Below are 20,219 nucleotides of genomic sequence, written 5' to 3'. Positions count from 1 at the left end.
TTCTCCTCTGATGCATGCGCAACGCGAACAACGTCGCCATTGCGGGCTGCTGGCGTTGCCTTACTGCCGCGCCATCGCGACCTTGAAGCGCTCCTCCGGCGAGATCATGTGGTCGTGATCGTCCTTTTCGAGATCGATCTGCACCCAGTTCACTTCGCCGCTGAACTCGTTGCCTGTCGGCCCGTAGTCCGGCGACACCGGCGAGCCGCCTTCCTTGCCTACGTCGCAGGTCTCGTCGGCCGAGTAGACCATCGGCACCGTCTGCTCGAGACGGCCCTGACCCACCTGCTTGCCATCGACGTAGAGCGTGATGTCGCCGCCCTTGGCGAGGCCGCCGCCGTCATACTTGAACTCTACGCGCAGCTGATGGTGGCCCGCAGGGATGGACTGCGTCGACTCGATGAAGGTGAGCTTGATGCCGAAGAAGTTGTAGCAGTATTTGAGCTTGCCGCCTTTCGCGTAGAGGCTCCAGCCGTTCGTGTTGCCACCCTGCGCGATGATGACGCCTTCGGCGCCCGATTTCGGTACCTCGACATCAGCGGTGACCGAGTAGGACTTGTTCTTGGTCGAGACAACCGAGTTCTCGGAAAGCCGACCCATGCCGCCGAAGAGGATCTGGGACTTGCCCTTGATCAACTGGGGACGGCCAGCGAGGTCGGCATTGAACCGTTCAAAGGTCCGATCATCGAGCGGCAGCGCGTGGTATTTGCAGGCTTCGATGAGGAAGAGCCGCTGCAGCTCGGCGAGTTTCGTAGGGTTCTCCTTGGCGAGATCGTGCGCCTGTGTCCAGTCCTTGCTCGTGTCGTACAGTTCCCAGACGTCCTCGTCGAAGCTGCGCTTGTACGCTCCCACCCAGGGGACGCCGTGCCGCGTCACCGCAGTCCAGCCCTTGTGGTAGATGCCGCGGTTGCAGAACATCTCGAAGTACTGGGTTTCGCGCCGCTCCGCCGCCTTGGTGTCGTTGAATGCGTAGAGCATGCTGACGCCCTCGACCGGCGCCTGCTGCACGCTGTTGACGATCATCGGGGGGGGGATCTTGGCCACTTCCAGGATGGTGGGCGCAATGTCGATCACGTGGTGAAACTGGCTGCGGACCTCGCCTTTCGACTTGATGCCGTTCGGCCAATGCACGATCGTGCCGTTGCGCGTGCCGCCCCAGTGTGAGGCGACCTGCTTGGTCCACTGGTAGGGCGTGTCCATGGCGTGCGCCCAGCCCACTGCATAATGGTTGTAGGCATTTGGCCCACCAAACTCATCGATCTTCGACGTCAGGAACTCCGTCGTCTCGAGGGTCCCCATGCCATTCAGCACAGCCATCTCGTTGAAGCAGCCGTTCGGCGTGCCCTCGGCCGAGGCGCCGTTGTCGCCGATGATGTAGTAGATCAGCGTGTCGCCGAGCACCTCCAGTTCCTTCAGCGCGTCGACCAGGCGCCCGACGTGGTGGTCGGTATGCTCGAGGAACCCGGCGTACACCTCCATCTCGCGCGCGAAGATGGGGCGCATTCCCTCCGGCGTCTCGTCCCAGGCAACGATTTCGGCCGGCCTCTTCGTCAGTTCGGCATTCGCCGGGATGACCCCGAGCTGCTTCTGTCGGGCGAAGATTTCCTCGCGCAGCTTATCCCAGCCCTGGTCGAACTTGCCCTTGTACTTGTCGGCCCATTCTTTCGGCACGTGGTGCGGCGCATGGGTGGCACCGGGCGCGAAATACATGAAGAACGGCTTGTCGGGCATCAGCGCCTTCTGCTGGCGCACCCACTTGATTGCCTTGTTCGCCATGTCCTCGGTGAAGTGGTAGCCTTCCTCGGGCGTTTTCTCCGGCTCGATCGGCGTGGTTCCTTCGTAGATCGCCGGGTACCACTGGTTGGTCTCGCCGCCGATGAATCCGTAGAAATACTCGAAGCCCCCACCTCCCGTGGGCCACTGGTCGAACGGTCCCATCGGACTCGTCTGCCACACCGGCACTTCATGACACTTGCCGAACTGTGCCGTCGAATAGCCATTGAGCTTGAGCGTCATGGCGATCGGTGCCTTCTCCTTCGGCCAGATCGAGCTGTAGCCGGGCGCCGAGGTGGCGATCTCGGTGACGCCACCCATGTTCACCGAGTGATGGTTGCGGCCCGTCAGCAGCGCGGATCGCGTCGGCGAGCACAGCGCCGTAGTGTGGAAGCGGTTGAACTTGAGGCCGTTCTTGGCGAGGCGTTCGGCGGTTGGCGTGTGGATCGGACCGCCAAACGCGCTCGACGCGGCAAAGCCAACGTCATCGAGGAGCACGATGAGTACGTTGGGCGCCCCTTTCGGCGGCCGCAACGGCTCGATCGGTGGAAATTTAGTATCCGGGTCCTTCGCATCGTAAGTTGTCAGTCCGACATATTGCGGGTCCGGTATCGGAAGGATGCCGCGGTTGATCGTGTCTTTCTCGTCGCTCATAGGTCGTTCTCCTCTCCGATGCTTGGTACCCTGGCGGCGGAATTGAGCGGCGGCGTTGGATCAATGCTGCCCATCCGTGAACTTCGGCGTACAATTCCACTCCCCGCAGCCGATAAATCGCCTGCGCTAAACGTCGGTCGTGGCTAGCGGGCCTGTGGCAGGCAACTTTCTAAGTGGCATCTTGTTTGTGCCTATTTGGCGGGGCCAGAATATTGCTTGGGGAGAGCGGCGGAACGTAAGTTACGTGGTGGAAAGTGTAAGCGCGGCAGGCAGATGGCCTGAACGTATTGATAGACATGGAAAACAACCACTTGACCAACCCGCTCCGTGACGCGTCGACCCAGGCGTATCCGCCGGAAACAGCTTGGGCTCTTCCTCATGCAGGGCTTTGAAGGCATCCGACCGTTCGGCATGGAAAGGGTCATTGGGGACGCCGCGTCGGTTGGTCCAGTTGGTTTTGATCTCAACGCCGGGCGTCACTACTTGCATTGAGGCGCCTTCGCCTTGCGACTGTCACAGGCAATACCGGCTGCGGGTTTTGACTTGTTGGAGCCGGCCAGTGACTCAACGTGCTTGCCATAGTTGTCGCGCGTATTCTGATCGACCACCGCAACGGGCGCCGAAATCACCAGCCCTGCTGCGCTGCCAGCTGCAGCTGCTGCTCCGGTGGTTGCCTGAATGATCGTGTCGCCCAGGCCAACCCTACTGTCGGTGAGATTCTGGCCGCTGGCCATCCGCGCCCCTATCAATTGCACGATCTGCGGTGACTCGGCGAACTTGCCATGGTTTAGCTTGTCTCCGGATTTGACTTTGGTCAGGTCGATGACGGTTACATTGTTTGTCGCGAATTCCTCTTTGTAGGGAGGCTGCTCCGGGTTGATCGATCCGAGCCGCGGGATATCGCCCCAGACCCGTTTTGAAACCGCCAGCGCGCGGTCATCCTGTGAAACAAAAAGGGTGAACTGCGGGTGCTGCTTGCCCATGTCCGCAATCTGCGTGCGAAACACGTCGACGTCGACGTCAGGTGCTGCCAGCATGACGTTCTTGAACTTCGCCGGCAGGCCGCCATTGCGGATTGCCATCTGGCGCAAGGCTTCCAGCGCAAGCCAGTTGCCCATTGAATGGGCGAGGATCGAAACCTCCTTTATGTCAGGATCGCGAGCCAGGTACTGGAACAGCGTCTCGAGCGCATTTCGCGTGTAGTTGGTGCTTTCGCGATCGTAGCCATAGGCCAGCGTACTGCCTCGGGAAGGCCATGTGACCAAGATCGGAGCGCTGTCGGTGCCCGTATCGTGGGCGATCTGGGCAAAACGATATAGGGAGTCTTCGAAGCGGTTGTTGAAGCCATGGATGAAGACCAGGACGCTGTGGTCCGGGCTCTTTCTCACCGAGGCATGTAACCACGCCTTCGCGCCCTCCACCGATAATTCCTGGGCTTTCAGAACCGCGAAATCCTTAGCCGGGTTCGATGGCAGCTTCTTGGGCCACGCGACCTCGCCGATCTTGCGCGCCGATGCCTGAGGGATCGACACCGTAATATCCGCAAACGACGGGGCCAATCCGCGCTCACCCGTATACATCTCGGCCGGATTGGAGGAACGACTGCGGGTCGTCGCCACCAACATCTCGACCCTACTGGACGAAGGCGACGTATCGGCCACTGGCAGCAGCACGTTGGTTGGTCGGGACGCACATCCAGCGATCGAGAACAACAGTGCAGAGACGAGGAAGCATCTCGCCAACAAACCAATCCCCAAATCAAAACGACGCATATCAGGCTGGCTCCACGGATTTGACATTGCCGTCCGTATCCGGCAGGCGGCCTGTCTCTTTCCGCAGACACCGACGGAATCGAGTGTCCATACTCTTCTCCTAGCCTTGGACATGCACCGGCGTGTGCCGGTCTTCCCGGCATTGCTGCTTCCCAGCATTGCCCTGGGGTGAAACTGGAGAAGTGCCTTCCCATAAGGAAGGTAACTAACTGTATGCTACGGGCTGAGCCGCAGCGGCTGGTGCAAATCTGGCTTTCAGCCGGCCGTCTTTAGGTCAGCGCCAACAGCCACTCCAAAGCGCATGACCAGACCTACCATCGGGCCCCTGCTGCACGACACCGAAGACAAAGCCATCGGTCGTTGAACCTGTAACCAAAGCGCGGCTGCGACTTCCCAGTCGACATTGGCACGCCTGCACCAACCATGGGTTCGGCTCGCAGTGCCAGCTTCATTGGTTGAAGAGTGTAGTCGTCAATCGACGTAGACGACGACGTAGCGACCGCCGTAGGGCTGGTAGTAAGCCCCACCGCATTGCGACAGCCTCATGCCATTTATAGTCACTGTTACGCAGGCTGGCGGCAGTGCGGCTACGTAAACGGTCGACCGTCGAACCACGCGGCGTGTCGTGCGACGGGCAACGCCGGCGACACTTCCCGGCGTCATCGGTCTGCCAACCCGCGCTTCGGCGTTGGAAACGAACGAACCGAGGGAAACAAACCGACTGTCCAGCAGACCATCAGCAACAAGGAATCCCACGACGAAGCCCAAGGCCAATGCGAATCTCCGATATTGTGCCAAGGGTTTCATTTTGCGTCCTCCAGGGAAAGTTCGCCGATCTCATCCGAATAGATATTTTCAAGCTTTTTGGCATCTGCCGGCGGCGTGAAAGAAAACAGCTTGGCGTCGATTTTGGGGGCGACGTTCCAGTTGCTCAGCCTTAGTGCGTATTGTGGCGCTCCGGTCACCCACTTGGTGGTGATGACGTATTTGAGCGGCAGCGGTTGGTCGCCCTTGCGGATCCAGATCTGCCAATCGACGTCTTCCGTGCGGAACGCCAGATGATCGCAGATCTCGCCGCCGATGACGGCCTCGCCGACCAACTTGCCTTCCGTGGCGCCCTCGGTGAGGACCGAATAGGGGTCCGATGACATCAGGTCCGCGCCGGCAGCATCCAGCCCGGTCGACACCCTGAATTCCTCGACCGCCTCGTCGATGCTCGGACCGGGGCTGTCAATCTGGGCAAAGGCATTTATGGCTTTGCCATAGAGCGAGATGACCTTGCCATCGAAGGTTACTTCGACATCGGCATAGGGACCCTTCCGGGTCATTCGGAACCCTCCGCCACGCGAGGCCGTAAGGGAGCCCGAGGCGCTGTACTGGATCTTCTGACCGGCCTTGTCGACGATCTCGTGGTCGGTGTCATAGTCGACGCTGAAGGTCTTCAGACCTTTCAAGTAGGTCATCGAGGCGGCAAGGATCTCGTTCGCGTCCTTGTCTATCGCGTTCTCGCTCCAGGCCGGAGCGCAGGACAGCGCCAATCCGACAGACGCCGCCAGCAGGCTTCTGCCGCTAGGCTGAAGTCTCGATACCAAGCTGGAACTCAATTTGGTCCTGTTCATCGTCTTCACCCACTTTGCGATTGCCACTGCATGCGTCTCCCGAACTACTCCCAAGCAGGCTTTGAGGCCGGCACAGGTACCCTTCATCCTTCTTGACCAACCGTTCGCCTCCGAGCTCATTTCTTCGGAAAAAGGAACGTGATCGCGGTGCGGAAGCCGAAACCGTCAGGACCGCTGTCAGGGCTTTCCGCCCAATAGCGCACGCCCGCAGTCAGGCTGATCGGCTGCTTGTCGATCACGACCAGTTTCGAGATCTGGAAGTTGACCGGGACTGACCACTGATGCGCCTCCCAATTGTAGGTGCTCTCGGTGTTCAGCGTGAACGTCCAGGCGTCCGTCGTCGTGTAAGAGACAAACGGCTGCAGGAATGTGGAGTTGATGTCGCTGCGATCGCTGTCGCCGGCAAACGACCAGATGTGGTTGGCCAACATGCCAACCGTCCATCCATCGAACTGCTTCAAGACGACGGCAGTCGGTCCCGCTCCCCATTTTTGACCGCCAAGCAACGCATCCGTCGCCGTTGGCAAAAGAAACACCGGACCGATACCCCAGATGATCCCGCTGGCGGTGGGCTTGGAAGGCGAGAGGAACAGGCTTTCGGAGATGTCACCGAGACCGAACTGCTCGCCGGATGGTCCCGCAATGTCATTTTGCCAGGCGATCGGCACGATGGTGCGCGAAATCAGGTTCCAGTCGTCGTTGAGCGTGAACGGGATGACCGGCTGGACATTGACATAGGCCTTGTCGCCATCGTTCGGGCCGTAGCCACTGTCGTAATTGAACTGGATCGGAATGCTGATCAGCGAGGCAATCGGGTTGGACAGCTTCTTGGCAAGGTCCTGGGTATCGTCGGCCCGGGCGGCCGTGCCGACGAGCAGCGCAGAGAGCAGCATCGCGGCCATTTTCAGCTGCCGATCGCTGGACAGAACTTTCAAAGCCAACCCTCCGTTCGACAAAGGTGATCGCAGCCGATCAACGCCGCGAACCGGGATTGAAGCCAGCTCGTCGGGCAGCCTCTGATTCCAGGACGACGGCACCGACTTCACCGATCAACCGGTCCACCAGTTCCTGCCATTCAATTCGCCTGGCTTCGCGCAATTCCGGCGCGACCAGATCTACCCTTGACAGTGCAAGCTCTGCCTCCGCGAGTTCCTCGCACATCTCGCGAAAGCTTTCGTTGCGATCCATCAAACGATGAATCGTCAGTTCGAACCGCGGAAATCGACGCACCGCCGCCGAGGCCGCACTATGTTTTCTGGGCTGTCCGTTTTGTGTGGCCATGGCACAATTCAATGATCTGGCCGAATTATATTGGCGGGAGCCAGCTGCGGAATGTAAGTTACGTGGAGAAGTGTGTAATCGCCCGCGGAAAAGCCGGCAAAAAAGCGCGCGGCATGGCAGACATCCGGCGCCACAACCGTGGACAACCATAGCGAGAGAAAAATATCTCATTTCTTGGGGATAGCCGCTCTCGGATTGCCTTCATTTATCGATCCGCCGAATTATGTTGTCACGATCTATCCGCGAGGTGTAAATTACTTTGAGGAGTATGTTGTCCAAGGAAAAGCCCGATAAACGGGCGTCTGGGCACGCGGGGAAACGTGATACAACCGGGGACAGCCACAGCCAGAGAGCAAGATCTCTTTTTGGGAGATTGCCGCATCCAGCTTGCCCGCATTCTCAATAGTACAGATTTCGACGCTACAGGCCGAGAACATCGATTTTTTAGCTACGTCGTGGAAGAAACGCTGGCTGGACGGGGCGATCGTATCAAGGCCTATTCGATTGCGGTCGAAGTGTTCGGTCGCGGTCAGTCCTTCGACCCTCAGTCGGATCCGATCGTGCGCATCGAGGCCGGTCACCTTCGTCGGGCGATCGAGCGCTATTACCTGACCTCCGGACAAGCCGACCCTATTCTCATCACGATACCAAAGGGCGGCTACGTGCCTGTCTTCTCGTACCGCGAGCGGACCGCCCTGGCGGAACTTCCGGCCCCGGTCGTTTCGCGCCAAGTCACGGAGCATGCCGTCCGGTGGACAAAATCGCGATTGCTGATGGCAGCTGTCCTTGTGGTGCTTCTTGCAGTCGCTGCATCAGCGGCCTGGTGGTGGACATTCGATAGATCGGTTGCACCAGAAAGGCCTAGAGTGCTGGTGGAAGCGTTTGACAATCCGGCCGGCACCGATGGCGCACGCGCGGTGGCTGTTGGATTGAAGGAGGAGATTGTCCAACAGCTTTCCAAGTTTGGAGACATCCTGGTGATGGAGTCCGCCGCAAAGGCCGGCGATACCTCGATACCGCCACCACGATTTGTGGTTGCCGGAAGTGTTGTCCTCTCGCCCGATGACTTTTTGCTTCGGGTCAGATTGATCAATCGCGCCGATAATTCAATTCTATGGGCAGACAGCTACAATGGTCCGTTGCAAGTCACGGCGTTTGTGGATGCCCAAGCCGAGATTGCGCGCAACGTATCCAGGAACCTGGCTCAAACTTATGGCATAATCTTCCAGGCGGACCAGAATCTCGACGTTAACAACGCCCCAGACGATTGGACCGCCTACGCCTGCACCCTTTCCTTTTTTGAATATCGGATAGAAGTCGATGCGCAACGCCGTTCATCGGTGCGGGCTTGTCTCGAGAAGACCGTGGACCGATTTCCGGCTTACGCGACTGCATGGGGCCTTCTCTCGTTGATTTACATAGACGACTATCGTTTCGAGTTTGCAGCCGATCCTGCGTCGTCATCAGCAACGCTCCAGCGTGCCTTGGACGCAGCAAGCCAAGGGATGGCACTTGACCCCTCAAACATACGGGCGCGCCAAGCCAAGATGCTTGCGCTCTATTTCAACAAGGATATCGACGCGGCATTGAAGCTCGGCAAGCAAAGCCTGGAAATCAATCCCAATGACACTGAGTTCATAAGCGAATATGGAGAGCGCCTAGCTCTTTCCGGAAATTGGCACGACGGATGTGCGCTAGTCACGGAGGCGCGCCAACAGAATCCCGGGGCCACGGCTTACTATGAGACGGATCTGGCGCTTTGCTCGTATTTCGCCGGCGATCAACAGCAAGCAGCTGCGTGGCTGGCGAAATCTCCATCTCTCTCACACCCTCTCTATCATTTGGTCAGAGCTGCTGTGCTCGGTGAAGCCGGAAACGCAACCGAAGCCAACCGGGAGCGCATCTGGCTGGAGCAGAATAGTCCAGACCTGGTAAAAAACCTTCGCAAGGAAGTCTCGAAGCGTTTGGGACGGCCGCAAGATGTCGAATTCTTCCTGGGGTCCCTGAGGAAAGCTGGGCTGGAAATCACCGATTGATTTAATACGGGTAGCATACGGTTAGTTACCTTCCCCAAAGAACGGAATGGCAGCAGTTTGAGTGGGCGCCAAAATTCTAATCACCCACACGGGCCCAGCCTGCACACGAGAGGGGAATATTCATGCGAAATTTCATGACACTCATCGCGGCAACGTCAGTAGCAATGTCGTCCGCGACGGCAGCCTACGCACAAAATCAAAATCCCCTTCCCAAGGCCAGCGACGTGCTTGTCCGATACGGGGACGACATCGAGGGCTGGACGGTCTATGCGAATCAAACCCGCGGAGATTGCTTGATCGTGCGCCAAGACGGGCCAAGTTCGGTGCAAATGGGCGTTACCACAAATCAGGAGGTCGGGTATCTTGGCGTGTTCACGAAGGTGGATATCGGCCTTCAGAACGGGAACCAGTCACAAATCTTCGTCTCCATCGACGGCCATCTCTATGAGGGTGTGGCCACTAGCTTGAGCGGCGAACTCAAGGGCGGGTATTCTGGCGGCTACATCTTGACAGACGACCCGAAATTCAAGCGCGACGTGGCGAAGAAATATACAATGATCGTGTTTCCGGAAACCAAGGGGGCCTTTGTCGTCGATCTGAAGGGCACTTACAAGGCAATGGCAATGGGCCGCAAGTGCCTCAAGCAATGACCGACCGCCCGGCCGCTGCGCCGAGGACAATTGTAACCGTCGTGCGGCAATAACGCCTGTCCCCTACTCACTCCGGTCCGGAGACGGTACGCCAATTCGGATCAATTGCGAAAAATCGGCCGAAATGCCTGACTTTCGCACACGGCCGTCGATGTGGGCCAGCGCCCTCAGGTCCGACAATGGCAAGCGAGTGTCGAGCGCACCTTGTGCATACGCGTAGTCGGGAAGATAGCCGTTGACGATGAGGCGCCAGTCGAGAGGGATCACGTCACCAACCGCTCTCATCATCTTGACGATCGTGGTCGTGCAGTTGGTGGTGATGGAATTGTAGAATTCTGGAGTCGCGGAAAGCGCATTTGCGTCGGAGAGATATTCCAGAAGGAGCGTCCGGGCTGCATCCGGCGACGCCTTTAGTCGATAGATCTGCACGTCCTCTCCCCGGACATTCGACCTGACGCCGATCACGTCTCGCTCATCGGCCGCGATAATGACCAGAGGATTGCTCTTGAACAGGTCCGCCATGGGCGAAAACTTGCCACCGTTACTTCGCCGCACCTCGATGGACCAAGCAAGATAGTCACCTCCTGCAAAGCCGAAGCTCATGATGACATGAGCGATTTTGGGTCCGGACCAATAAGACATGAAGAGGTCGACGCTCTGGACGCTGGAGAGATCGTAGGTCCTCGTTGTCCAGATTTCGGTGAAGTCAGTATCGCTACGCCATTCGAAGGCGCGCACGTCTTTTATCGTCAACAGATTTCCGTCGCGCTTGCCCGTAACCTGACGGGCGACATCCGGCGCCCAGTCGGCTTCGCCCGAAGGCTTGATCGTGCTCCACCAAACCAGAATCGCGGCAAACGCGGCCAGGAACAGCACAAACGCCTTGATACGAAAATGGCTGAATAGCGCGACGACGATGCCGCAGCCGAACAGGACGAAAAGGGCACCGGCTGCAGCCCGACCAAGCTGTTCCACAGGCAGGCGGTACCACAAGGCAAGTCCGGCCCAGGCAGTCAAGATTGCAACGGCCAATGAAAGGATGACGGCAAGTGAGATTCGCGCGACCCGACGCATTCATTCTCCTTCAGCCGGACGGCAACGTTCCTGCGGATGCGCGTGGTCTACGATGACAGGTCTTGCGGGAAGTCTGTCTGGTGGCAGGCAGAGATCCGATCAGAACCGAAATCTGGCGCCGATGATTGGTCCTTGCATTGCTATGTCAAACACAAATCCATCGTCCTCGTAGTCTACGGCAAGGTAGCGATAGCCCGCTTCCAGCGTGACCGAGTCACTATACCGGTATTGAAGGGTGCCCAGCACTTGCCAATCGATGTCGGCGCCAACGCCGAAGCCACCGACATCCGCCTCGCCGTGGAGGCTTAATCCGTTGCCGAGAGCAACATTGCCGGCAATACCAACCAGAGGATCGACCCACGTCTTGCTGCCGCTGGCCTGCCTTACGGCGAGAGGGCCAGTAACGGTCAAATCCGTGTCCAGGTACCAGAGCCGTCCGCCGGCCAGAACGTCCAAGGTCGCGGTGCCAGTATCGACGACCCGATAGGAGCCGCCGAAGGTCCACACCACCGTGTTCATGTCCGCATTGGCCGAAAGAGGCAACGGGCCGGGCGACGATCCATCGGCCTCGAGTCCGAGGTAGATGAAGTCGGTGAAAAGAGCGTAGCGGCCATTGCGCGCCTCGCCGGCAAACATGACCGGCGGGGGAGACCAGTCGATGTGGTCAAAAATCTGGCTGAAATCGACATCGATATCCGCCGGCGGCAGGCCCCTGACGCCGACCCTGCCGGTCATGCCTGCCATCCAGAAATAAGGCTCCGCCGTGAAGGTCCAGACCGGAGCGGGCGCAGCTTCAGCAGGGGCGGGTGCGGCTTCAGGAAGTTGCGTCCCAGCGTCCGCCGCGATCGCTGGCGCCGCAATCAGCACTGCCGCCATCCCTGCCAAGGCCGACACGAAAGCTCGGAAGATTCCCATATCGAAGTCCCCTCTCCTGCCGCTTTTTAACTTCTTATCCGATGCGATCGTCTTGAACGGCAGTCACAACATATACGTATTCGCAGCTTAGCCAATATGGCAGCCAAATAGATCTTCGTGCGGACATCGCATCACGGTGCCTTCAGGGCAGCGGCCTTGAAAGGCTCCTCCCAAATCCGACCTATTTGACCAGTCCGATATTGAGCAATTGAACCCGACGATTGTCTGCCGCCTTCGGGTTGGCGGGATCGACCGGCATCTCTGATCCCACGTCGACCGAGAACAGGCGATTCGGTTCCACCGAAAAAGTCGTGCTCAGCATCGCGACTGCCAGCGTCAATTGAATTAACAGCGATCGCATTGCGGTCTCCTCAAAGGTCTTGATCCCGGCGTCGCGTCGCCTCCACGCCGGTCGTAGGGTCAGTGCCCACTGCAACTCAGGTCAAAGCAGTATCGCGAACGAGCAGCTGCGCGAGCTTATCCGCAACAACCTGCTTCCCGTCGGCGCGTCCGAGCGGCTGCTGCGCAAGCTCGGGCTTCCCGGCGATCCGACGGTCATCACCGAACTGCGTCTGATTGTGGAGCTTCTCATCCGCGGTGCAGTGACAGCCGCGGCCGCGATGCTGGAAACACATCTCGACGCCGCGATGAAACGGATGATTGCCCAGATGAAAATCGTCGCGATCATTCCAGGCCCGAGTGTGACCGCCGGTTACCTAACGCGGGTCGAGTAGCGGGGCCACAATTATCTCACGCGCACGCAAGCGAACACGCTTCTGATCCGATCCAGCAATGCTGGAGCGTGTCGCTCAAAAGGGGCGACGGTTTTGAGACAACGACATGCATAAACAATGACTTAAAGCGCGATTGGCCCTAGTGCCTGACCATCCCGGCGTCGACATTCAGTGTCTGGCCGGTGATCCAGCGGGCGTCCTCGCTCGCCAGGAACGATACGACATCGGCGATGTGTTCGGGCTGGCCCTTACCCTTCATCGCCTGCAGCATCTCGACGAAGCCGAACGCCTCGTTGTGTGGGCTCGCCTTGACGCCATCGCTCTCGATCAGGCCGGGTGTCACCGCATTCGCCGTGATGTTGTATTTGCCAAGCTCCGTGGCCAGCGCCCGGGTGAAGCCAATGACGCCGCCCTTGGCCGCGACATAGGCCGCCATGTTCGGCGTGCCGGCAAAGAAGGTGTTGGAGGCGATGCTGATCACCCGCCCGGCCTTGCCTGCCGCCCGCATCTGGTCCGTGCCGGCGCGGGTGACAATGAAGGTCCCTGTCAGATTGACGTCGATGATCTTGCGCCAATGGTCGAGATCGACGTCGTCCCAGGCGACGAAAGGCACAATGCTGGCATTATTGACCAGGATATCGACGCCACCGGTCAGGGCCTGGATTTCAGCGAAGAGCGCTTTGACGGATGCCGGATCGGAAATGTCGGCAGCGATCGCCTTCGCCTTTCCGCCTATCTTCGCGGCCGCTGCCTTGGCGCCTTCGGCGTTGATGTCGCTAACGATGACGGTCGCACCGTCGGCGGCAAGCCGCGCCGCGATCGCCTTGCCGATACCCTGCGCGGCGCCAGTAACCAGGGCCGTCTTTCCCGCGAGTCGTTCAGTCATGAAAATGCTCCCTCGATCCGTGATCCAATGGTGTCTGTTCAGGCGTCGGTGTCGATAACGGCCAACGCCGCCTCGATGCCTTTGCCTATCGCCAGTTTCTGGCCGGCCGCGTTCATGGCCCCGCCAAGTGCCGTCAGCGCCGCGATCGCATAGATCGGCTGGGCGGTCGGTCCCATATGGCCGATGCGCGTCAGCTTCCCCAATGTCTCGCCACGGCCCGACGAAAACACCACGCCGTAGCGGGCGCGCGCAGCCTGGCGAAGCGCCTTCTCGTCGACACCTTCGGGGGTGCGAACGGCGGTCGCGGTTGGCGATGCGATGCTGTCGCTGGCGGCCCAGATCGACAGGCCCATCGCGGTGACGCCCGCGCGCATGGCCTTGGCGGTGAGCGCGTGGCGCGCCCACACCGCCTCCGGCCCCTCATTGAGGTAGAGGTCGAGCGCGGCATCAAGCCCGTTGATCTCCGAAACCGATGGCGTGAACGGGAACGGCTTGTCCCTCGACCAGGCATCTTCCCAGTCGACGATGCTCAGCATCGACGCGCGTGGCGCTGCCCCGTTTGCCTTCATCTTGACCCAGGCCCGCTCGCTGACGCCCATCATGGTGAGGCCGGGAGGGGCGCCCAGGCATTTGTTGGGGCCGGTGACATAGATATCGGCCTTGCAATCCTCGGGATGCGTCTTCATGCCGCCAAAGGAAGAGACGGCATCGACGATGAGATAACCGCCATGCGCCGAGACCAGGGCGCCGATGGCGTCGATCGGGTTGATCGTGCCCGACGGCGTGTCGTGATGGCAGACGGAGACGATGGTGATTTCGGGATGTGCCTTCAGCATATCGGCGACCGCCTGCGGATCGATCGCCTCGTTGTAGGGCACTTCGATCTCCAGCAGATGCGGCGAATAGCGTTTTGCCCAGTAGCCAAAGCCTTTCCCGTAGACGCCGGAGGCAAGGTTGAGCACGACGTCGTCGGACGTGATCAGCGACGCCGCCGCCGCCTCGAGGCCGAGTACCGGCTCGCCATGCAGGATGACCGGCTTGTTCGACAGCCGCATCGCTTTCTGCGCCTTGTCGACTACTTTCTCGTAGAAGAGCTGGAACGCCGGGTCGTAGTCGTAGAGCACGGTGCGACCGAGGCCGCGCAGCACTTCGGCATAAGCGTTCACCGGCCCCGCGGTCAGGGTGATGACCGGATCGGCGTGTTCGGGATAGCGCATCATCTTGTCTCCGGATTGGCGAGGCATCAGCCGTAGAATTGCGTGCCTGTCCTGTAGGTCTTGAAGTTGTCCATGTCGTGCGAATAAATCAGTTCGGCGCCATGGTCCTCGGCGAGCTTCTTCACCCTGCGCATCGAATTGACGCCCGCCACCGGATCGATGTGAAAGGATGCCTGGCACAGCGTTTCAAGGCTCTTCTGGGTGTAGGCGGCATCGATGGTGAACATGATCGGCTTGCGTTTGGGGAACTCCACCAGCAGGCTGTAGTGGCCGATCGAATGACCGGGCGTCGCGATCAGCTTGACGCCCCTGGCGAGGTCGATGTCGCCGTCGACGCCCTCGAAGGTCGAGTTGGCGCGCGTCGTGCCCTCCAGCAATTGCGCCGTCGCGCCACGCGCCTCCGCCGCTTCAGCCGAGAAGCTCAGGTCGGAATAGCCAAGATGTTCGAAAGGCTGGGGATTGCAGGCCTGCGGCACCTCGCTCCGGTGACAGATCTTCTTGGCATGCGGAAAATACTTGTTGCCGCCGCAATGGTCGAAGTGAAAATGCGAATTGACAACGACGTCGATGTCCTTCGGCTCGAGCCCGAGCAAGGCAAGCGCGCCGGGAATGGTCTGGTGCTTTTCCTGGATCGGCTTCTCGAAGGGCAGCACCTTCATGACGTGATCGTAGTCGTAGCCGGTGTCGACCAGAAACCGGCCCTCGGCATGCTCGATCAGGATCGAATAGACCGGAAAGCGCACTTCGCCGCCAGGGCCGCGATTCCAGAACACGTGATAGCCGTCGAGAACGAGCGAGCCGCCGTCGAGCAGGTAGACCTTGGTATCCGACATTTTTGCCTCCTGTTTTGGCGCGGGTCCCTTCCGCGCATCTGATTGTTGTCAGCGCGCACCGCGCTCGTATGGAATGCCAAGTGCCGCCGGCAGACTGGCCCGCCGGCCGAACAACACCAGCATGATCATCACCGCCAGGAACGGCAGCATCTGGATGACGTCGGTCGGTATGTTGATGCCCGCCACCTGCATGGCCGTCGTCAGCGACAGGCAGACGCCAAACAAAAGGGCGCCGAACAGCACCCAGACCGGCCGGCCGCGCGCCAGCATGGCCAGCACGATGCCGAGAAAGCCGGCGCCGTTGGTGATGAACGGAATGAACAGGCCCGCCCCGACATTGGCGAGATAGGCGCCGCCGAGCCCGGCCAGCGCGCCGGTCGTCAGCACCGCAATGGTCCGGGTCTTGATGACGTCGATACCGGCGACGTCGAGCGCGGCCGGCTTGTCGCCCGCTGCCTGCAGGTTGAGGCCGAGCTGCGTGCGCCGATAGAGGTAGCCCATGCCGAACACCAACGCGACCGCCAGATAGACGATCAGGTGATGCTTGAAGAAGGCGGGCCCGATGACAGGAATATCCGACAGCAGCGGAATGACGGTGGCGTCCGCCGCGGGCAGACGGGGATAGCTGCGTGAGAATTGGAAATGATGAAGCAGCGCCGTCAGGCCTTCGAGACCGAGCGTCAGCGCGATGCCGATGACGATCTGGTTCAGCCCGATGCGCACGCAGAGCAGCGCCATGATCAGCGCCACCGCGACGCCGCCGGCGGCCCCTGTGAGGAACCCCAGCCATAGCGACCCGGAATAGAAGGCGCCGACGAAGCCAAGATAGGCACCGGCCAGCATCATGCCTTCGATGCCGATATTGAGCACGCCCGCCTTTTCCGACATCTGCTCGCCAAGTCCGGCAAGCAGCAGCGGGAGAGCCGCGGTGACGGCGCCGAACAGGAGCGCGCTGAGAAAGACTTCGCTGAACAGCCCGGTCATGCCCTAAGCCTTTCGCGACTGGTTGTAACGATGGTCGATATACTCGGCGAGAGCGAGCACGATCAGCACGATGGAGACCAGCACCAGCGTGAAATGATTGGGCACGCCAAGCCGCCGTGCAGCGCTTTCGCCGCCGATCGACAGCACCGAAAGCAGGAACACGAAACCTATCGCGGCAAAACCGTTCATGCGGGCGAGGAACACGGCCGGAATGACCGCCAGCCCGTAAGCGGGATTCCAGTCGGCGCGGACATTGCCCTGCACGCCGATGATGTCGACGGCGCCGGCAAGGCCCGCGAGCCCGGCGGAAATGGCGAAGACGGCAATCGTCAGGCCAGGCACGCCCAGCCCCGCATGAACCGCCGCTCGTGGATTGGCGCCGACGATCCGCAATTTCAGCCCGAACGCCGTGCGCGTCATCACCAGATGCACGATGATGATTGCTGCCAGGCCGAGCAGCAGGCCGCTGGTGATGGTCGTATCGAACAGGCGCGGCAGCCGGTCTTCCACCGGTAGCGTGCGCGTCTGGGGGACGGTCGTGCCAGGATCGCGAAACACAAGCTTGACCAGAACATTGGCGAGCGAGGTGCCCAGGAATGTCATCATCAGCGTGGTGATGATCTCGTTGACGCCCTGATAGGCCCGCAGCAGCGCCGGCACCAGCGACCAGATCATCGCTACGACCGCGGCAATCAGGAACGAACAGATGAGAGCCAGCCAGGCCGGCATCAACTGGACGAACACCGGGGCGCTGGCGGCCGCCGTGACGGCACCAAGCAGGAACTGGCCGTCGCCGCCCAGATTCCACATGCCGGCGCGAAAGGCCACGATCAGGCCGGCGGCAAGAAACAGCAGCGGCGCCATGCGCGTCAGCGTCTGCTGGATGCCAAGCGGCGAGAACAGGCCTTTTTCCAGCACATAGCCATAATAGGCGAGCGGGTCGACGCCGACGGCAAGCAGGATGCAACCGGCGATGACCAGTGCGGCGAGGATCGGGCCGAGCGTCATCAGCAGCCTGTGCAGGATGTCGCGGCGCGTCGCCGCTCCGCTCGTGGCATCGAGTGCGGTGGCGCTGACGGTGGGTGCGGTGTCGATGCTCATGCGGCAAGTCCGATCATCAGGCGACCGACCTTGGTGCGGGCGTCGTCTACGTTCTCGACGGTGCCGACCAGCGCTCCGTTGGCGATGACGGCTATGCGGTCGCATATGCTCAACAATTCCTCGAGGTCGGTGGAGATCAAGAGCACGGCAAGGCCGCGTGCCGCCGTGTCGCGGATACGCTGGCGCGACGCCAGCGTGTTGGCGAGGTCGAGCCCATAGGTCGGCTTGTTGAAGATCACCACCTTGGCGCCTTCGGCCAGTTCGCGCGCCAGCAGCACCTTCTGGATATTGCCGCCGGAAAGCCGCGCGACCGGCGTCTTCAGGCTTGGCGTCCGCACGTCGTATTCACGCACGAGCTGGGCGGCGCGCTTGTCGATCTCGGCGCGCTGTTCGAAGCCGTTGCGCCAGAACGGAGCGGCGCCCACCTGCTTGAGGAAGAAGTTTATCGAGACCGGGAAGGTTCCGACGGTGCCTTCGCCCAGCCGGTCGTCGGTCAGGTAGCGTAGACCGCGCCGACGGCGTTCGCCGACGCTCAGTGCCTCTATGGCAACGCCCTCCAGCCGCACCGAACCGCCAGTCGCCGCGCGCTGGCCGGCCAGCGCCTCCGCCAGCTGCTTCTGGCCGTTGCCATCGATGCCGGCGATGCCAAGGATCTCGCCTGGACGAATGTCAAAGGAGATCGACGACAGGCCCGGCGCGTTGTCCGTCGGCGCGACCGCGAGATCCGCGACCTGAAGCAGCGGAGCGGCTTCGGCGCGGACTGTGCGGATGGGGCGCTCGACCGCTTCCGGATCGTCCTTCTGCTTGCCGAACATCAATTCCACGATCTCCGAGATGATCGCCTGTTCGCCCAGCGCGCGGAACCGCTCGGGCGGAATCTCGCCGACCTTGCGGCCGAGCTTCAGCACCGAGATGCGGTCGCCGAAGGCCGCCGCCTCCTTGAGCTTGTGGGTGATGAAGACAATCGCCAGTCCCTGCTCGACGAGGCGGCGCATCAGCGCGCCCAGTTCGTCGATGCCCTTCGGCGTCAGCATGGAGGTGGATTCATCGAGGATCAGTAGCCGGCTGTTGCGCACCATGGCGCGCAGGATCTCCACCTGCTGCTGCTCGCCAAGCGAAAGCTCCGACACCTTGGCATGCAGCTTCACCGTGATGCCGAGGCTGCGGGTGATCTCGGCGACGCGCGCCTCAAGCTCCCCGGTCCTGGGGCGCTGCCACCAGGGCCCGCCAAGCAAAAGGTTCTCGGCCACGGTCAGGGCCGGCACCAGCATCATGTGCTGGAAGACGGTTCCAATACCGAGCGCCAGCGCATGGCGTGGCGAGGTGATCGGTGTCGGTTTGCCGTCGACCAGTATGCGTCCCTCGTCGGGCTGCAGCAGGCCAGACAGCATGCCGATCAAGGTGGATTTTCCCGCGCCATTCTCGCCGAGCAGCACATGCACCTCGCCGGGACGGATCGACAGGTCGATGCTGTCATTGGCGACGATGCCGGGAAACCGTTTGGTCACGCCTTCAAGCGCGACGATGTCGCGCGCGGCAACGGACGATGAAGAAAGACTGCTCATGAAAGCCCAGCACAAAAAATGGGAATCGTCCGGAGGGATGAACGGATCACCCCTCCGGCGGCCGACCTTGATCGCCCTACTGGGCGACGCTTGTCATCAGCGCCCTGACGGCCGCTGCATCATAGACCGGCTCGACCGGAATCTTGCCAGAAATGACGTCATCGCGCAGCGCCTGGATCTCGGTCCAGACATTGTCCGGGATCGCAGCGGTCTTCAGAAGCTTGACCGAATCGTCCTTGAGGCCGATTGAGTAGCTCTTGGTGCCGAACGTGTCGGCCTTCAGGTCGGCGATCATCGCCGCATAGACCGGCTCGATGTTCCAGACCACCGACGACAGCAGGAAGCCCTTGTCGATCGGCGTCTTGTCGCCGATGACGTCGATGAAATAGACCTTGCCGCCGTCGCCGGCCTTGGTCGTCTCGACCGCCTGCAGCATGCCGAAGCTCGAGCCGTTGCCCTGGCCGAAGATGATGTCGGCCCCCGACGCGATCACGCTTTCGGTGACGCGCTTGCCGCCTGCTGCGTCGCTATAGGCGGCGGGACCGATCACCGCATAGGTGATCTTGACATCCGGGTTCTCGGCCTTCACGCCCTGCGCGAACGCCGCCGACTGAGAGTTCCACGAGGGCGGCTCGCCCGAAACGACGATGCCGACCGACTTGGAGCGCGACATCTTGGCGGCAAGACGGCCGGCTAGATAGGCGCCCTGGTGACCGCTCAGCGTGTAGTCGGCGACGAGGCCTTTCTCCAGGCCGGTCGGTGTATCGACGATCGCCACCGGAACCTTCAATTCCTTGGCGATTTCAGGTGCCGAGGTGTTGTAACCGCTGGCGTGGGCGATCAGCAAGCTGGCGCCGTCGGACGCGAGTTCCCGCAGCGTCGGACGAACATCGCCATAGCCGAGGCCCTGGGCCACGACCACTTCGACGCCGGCGGCCTTGCCCGCCGCCTTGGCGGCATCGATGCCCTGCTGGTTCCAGCCGAAATCGGTGCCTTCTTCAGGTGTCAGGATGGCGATCGACTTGACTTCGCCGGCAAGCGCGCTGCCCAGCAAGACGCCGCTCAGTATAGCTGCACTCACACTACTCTTCAGGATCTTTAACATGTTACCCTCTCTGTTTGATT

General features: G+C 60.7%; 18 protein-coding genes and 1 pseudogene. 3 read left to right on the top strand and 16 right to left on the bottom strand.

Annotated features, from left to right (window positions below):
• Window positions 1-60: 60 nt before the first annotated feature.
• The 6 genes from C9427_RS07665 to C9427_RS07640 all read right to left on the bottom strand — a co-directional run bounded on the left by C9427_RS07665 (window position 61) and on the right by C9427_RS07640 (window position 7,099).
• Entirely contained in the window at window positions 61-2,427 is a 2,367-nt protein-coding gene (locus C9427_RS07665) for an arylsulfatase (RefSeq protein WP_107648527.1), read from the bottom strand.
• 479 nt (window positions 2,428-2,906) lie between these two features.
• Window positions 2,907-4,199, bottom strand: coding sequence for an alpha/beta hydrolase (locus C9427_RS07660; protein WP_107648526.1), 1,293 nt, complete (start codon window positions 4,197-4,199; stop codon window positions 2,907-2,909).
• Between the two features lie 471 nt (window positions 4,200-4,670).
• Window positions 4,671-5,006 (bottom strand): hypothetical protein, encoded by a 336-nt coding sequence (locus C9427_RS07655; protein ID WP_107648525.1) that lies wholly within the window; start codon window positions 5,004-5,006, stop codon window positions 4,671-4,673.
• Window positions 5,003-5,845, bottom strand: coding sequence for a DUF2092 domain-containing protein (locus tag C9427_RS07650; RefSeq protein WP_245437025.1), 843 nt, complete (start codon window positions 5,843-5,845; stop codon window positions 5,003-5,005). The genes C9427_RS07655 and C9427_RS07650 overlap by 4 nt, the downstream gene beginning before the upstream one ends.
• Window positions 5,846-5,934: 89 nt before the next feature.
• On the bottom strand, window positions 5,935-6,711 hold the full coding sequence (locus C9427_RS07645; RefSeq protein WP_425351635.1) for a transporter: 777 nt from the start codon (window positions 6,709-6,711) through the stop codon (window positions 5,935-5,937).
• A 79-nt stretch (window positions 6,712-6,790) separates the two neighbouring features.
• A complete protein-coding gene (locus tag C9427_RS07640) occupies window positions 6,791-7,099 on the bottom strand; it encodes a hypothetical protein (protein WP_107648523.1) in 309 nt (102 codons plus the stop codon).
• A 320-nt stretch (window positions 7,100-7,419) separates the two neighbouring features.
• Here C9427_RS07640 and C9427_RS07635 point away from each other — a divergent pair, with 320 nt between their 5' ends.
• Together C9427_RS07635 and C9427_RS07630 are read left to right on the top strand one after the other, a co-directional pair.
• Complete coding sequence (locus tag C9427_RS07635) at window positions 7,420-9,135, top strand: hypothetical protein (RefSeq protein WP_107648522.1); 1,716 nt, start codon at window positions 7,420-7,422, stop codon at window positions 9,133-9,135.
• Window positions 9,136-9,257: 122 nt separating this feature from the next.
• Window positions 9,258-9,785: a hypothetical protein gene (locus C9427_RS07630; protein ID WP_107648521.1), complete on the top strand. Its 528-nt coding sequence runs from the start codon at window positions 9,258-9,260 to the stop codon at window positions 9,783-9,785.
• Between the two features lie 63 nt (window positions 9,786-9,848).
• Here C9427_RS07630 and C9427_RS07625 read toward each other — a convergent pair whose 3' ends face one another.
• The 3 genes from C9427_RS07625 to C9427_RS33770 all read right to left on the bottom strand — a co-directional run bounded on the left by C9427_RS07625 (window position 9,849) and on the right by C9427_RS33770 (window position 12,135).
• Complete coding sequence (locus C9427_RS07625; protein ID WP_107648520.1) at window positions 9,849-10,859, bottom strand: Lnb N-terminal periplasmic domain-containing protein; 1,011 nt, start codon at window positions 10,857-10,859, stop codon at window positions 9,849-9,851.
• Window positions 10,860-10,958: 99 nt separating this feature from the next.
• Complete coding sequence (locus tag C9427_RS07620) at window positions 10,959-11,774, bottom strand: porin family protein (protein ID WP_146172520.1); 816 nt, start codon at window positions 11,772-11,774, stop codon at window positions 10,959-10,961.
• Between the two features lie 181 nt (window positions 11,775-11,955).
• Window positions 11,956-12,135, bottom strand: a complete 180-nt coding sequence (locus tag C9427_RS33770) for a hypothetical protein (protein WP_146172519.1) — start codon at window positions 12,133-12,135, stop codon at window positions 11,956-11,958.
• A gap of 97 nt (window positions 12,136-12,232) precedes the next feature.
• Between C9427_RS33770 and C9427_RS07615 the strand changes: the two are divergent.
• Window positions 12,233-12,508, top strand: a pseudogene (locus C9427_RS07615) (GntR family transcriptional regulator); the annotation flags it as partial.
• Between the two features lie 139 nt (window positions 12,509-12,647).
• On the opposite strand, the gene pldH reads toward C9427_RS07615, so the two are convergent.
• The 7 genes from pldH to C9427_RS07580 form a co-directional block, all read right to left on the bottom strand.
• Window positions 12,648-13,394, bottom strand: a complete 747-nt coding sequence (gene pldH, locus C9427_RS07610) for a pyridoxal 4-dehydrogenase, SDR-type (protein ID WP_107648518.1) — start codon at window positions 13,392-13,394, stop codon at window positions 12,648-12,650.
• A 38-nt stretch (window positions 13,395-13,432) separates the two neighbouring features.
• A complete protein-coding gene (gene ppaT / locus C9427_RS07605) occupies window positions 13,433-14,611 on the bottom strand; it encodes a pyridoxamine--pyruvate transaminase (protein WP_107648549.1) in 1,179 nt (392 codons plus the stop codon).
• Window positions 14,612-14,637: 26 nt separating this feature from the next.
• Complete coding sequence (pldA, locus tag C9427_RS07600) at window positions 14,638-15,444, bottom strand: 4-pyridoxolactonase (RefSeq protein WP_107648517.1); 807 nt, start codon at window positions 15,442-15,444, stop codon at window positions 14,638-14,640.
• A gap of 48 nt (window positions 15,445-15,492) precedes the next feature.
• Window positions 15,493-16,428: a putative B6 ABC transporter permease subunit 1 gene (locus C9427_RS07595; protein WP_107648516.1), complete on the bottom strand. Its 936-nt coding sequence runs from the start codon at window positions 16,426-16,428 to the stop codon at window positions 15,493-15,495.
• 3 nt (window positions 16,429-16,431) lie between these two features.
• Window positions 16,432-17,529: a putative B6 ABC transporter permease subunit 2 gene (locus C9427_RS07590; RefSeq protein ID WP_107648515.1), complete on the bottom strand. Its 1,098-nt coding sequence runs from the start codon at window positions 17,527-17,529 to the stop codon at window positions 16,432-16,434.
• Window positions 17,526-19,094 (bottom strand): putative B6 ABC transporter ATP-binding protein, encoded by a 1,569-nt coding sequence (locus tag C9427_RS07585; RefSeq protein ID WP_107648514.1) that lies wholly within the window; start codon window positions 19,092-19,094, stop codon window positions 17,526-17,528. Before C9427_RS07585 ends, C9427_RS07590 begins: the two co-directional genes overlap by 4 nt.
• A 76-nt stretch (window positions 19,095-19,170) precedes the next feature.
• Window positions 19,171-20,175, bottom strand: a complete 1,005-nt coding sequence (locus C9427_RS07580; protein WP_245437022.1) for a putative B6 ABC transporter substrate-binding protein — start codon at window positions 20,173-20,175, stop codon at window positions 19,171-19,173.
• Between the last annotated feature and the right edge of the window lie 44 nt (window positions 20,176-20,219).

This window comes from Mesorhizobium helmanticense, from assembly GCF_003034915.1.
GTDB lineage: Bacteria > Pseudomonadota > Alphaproteobacteria > Rhizobiales > Rhizobiaceae > Mesorhizobium > Mesorhizobium helmanticense.
Note: the sequence above shows the minus strand (reverse complement) of the source record. Positions and strands in the feature narration are given on the sequence as shown.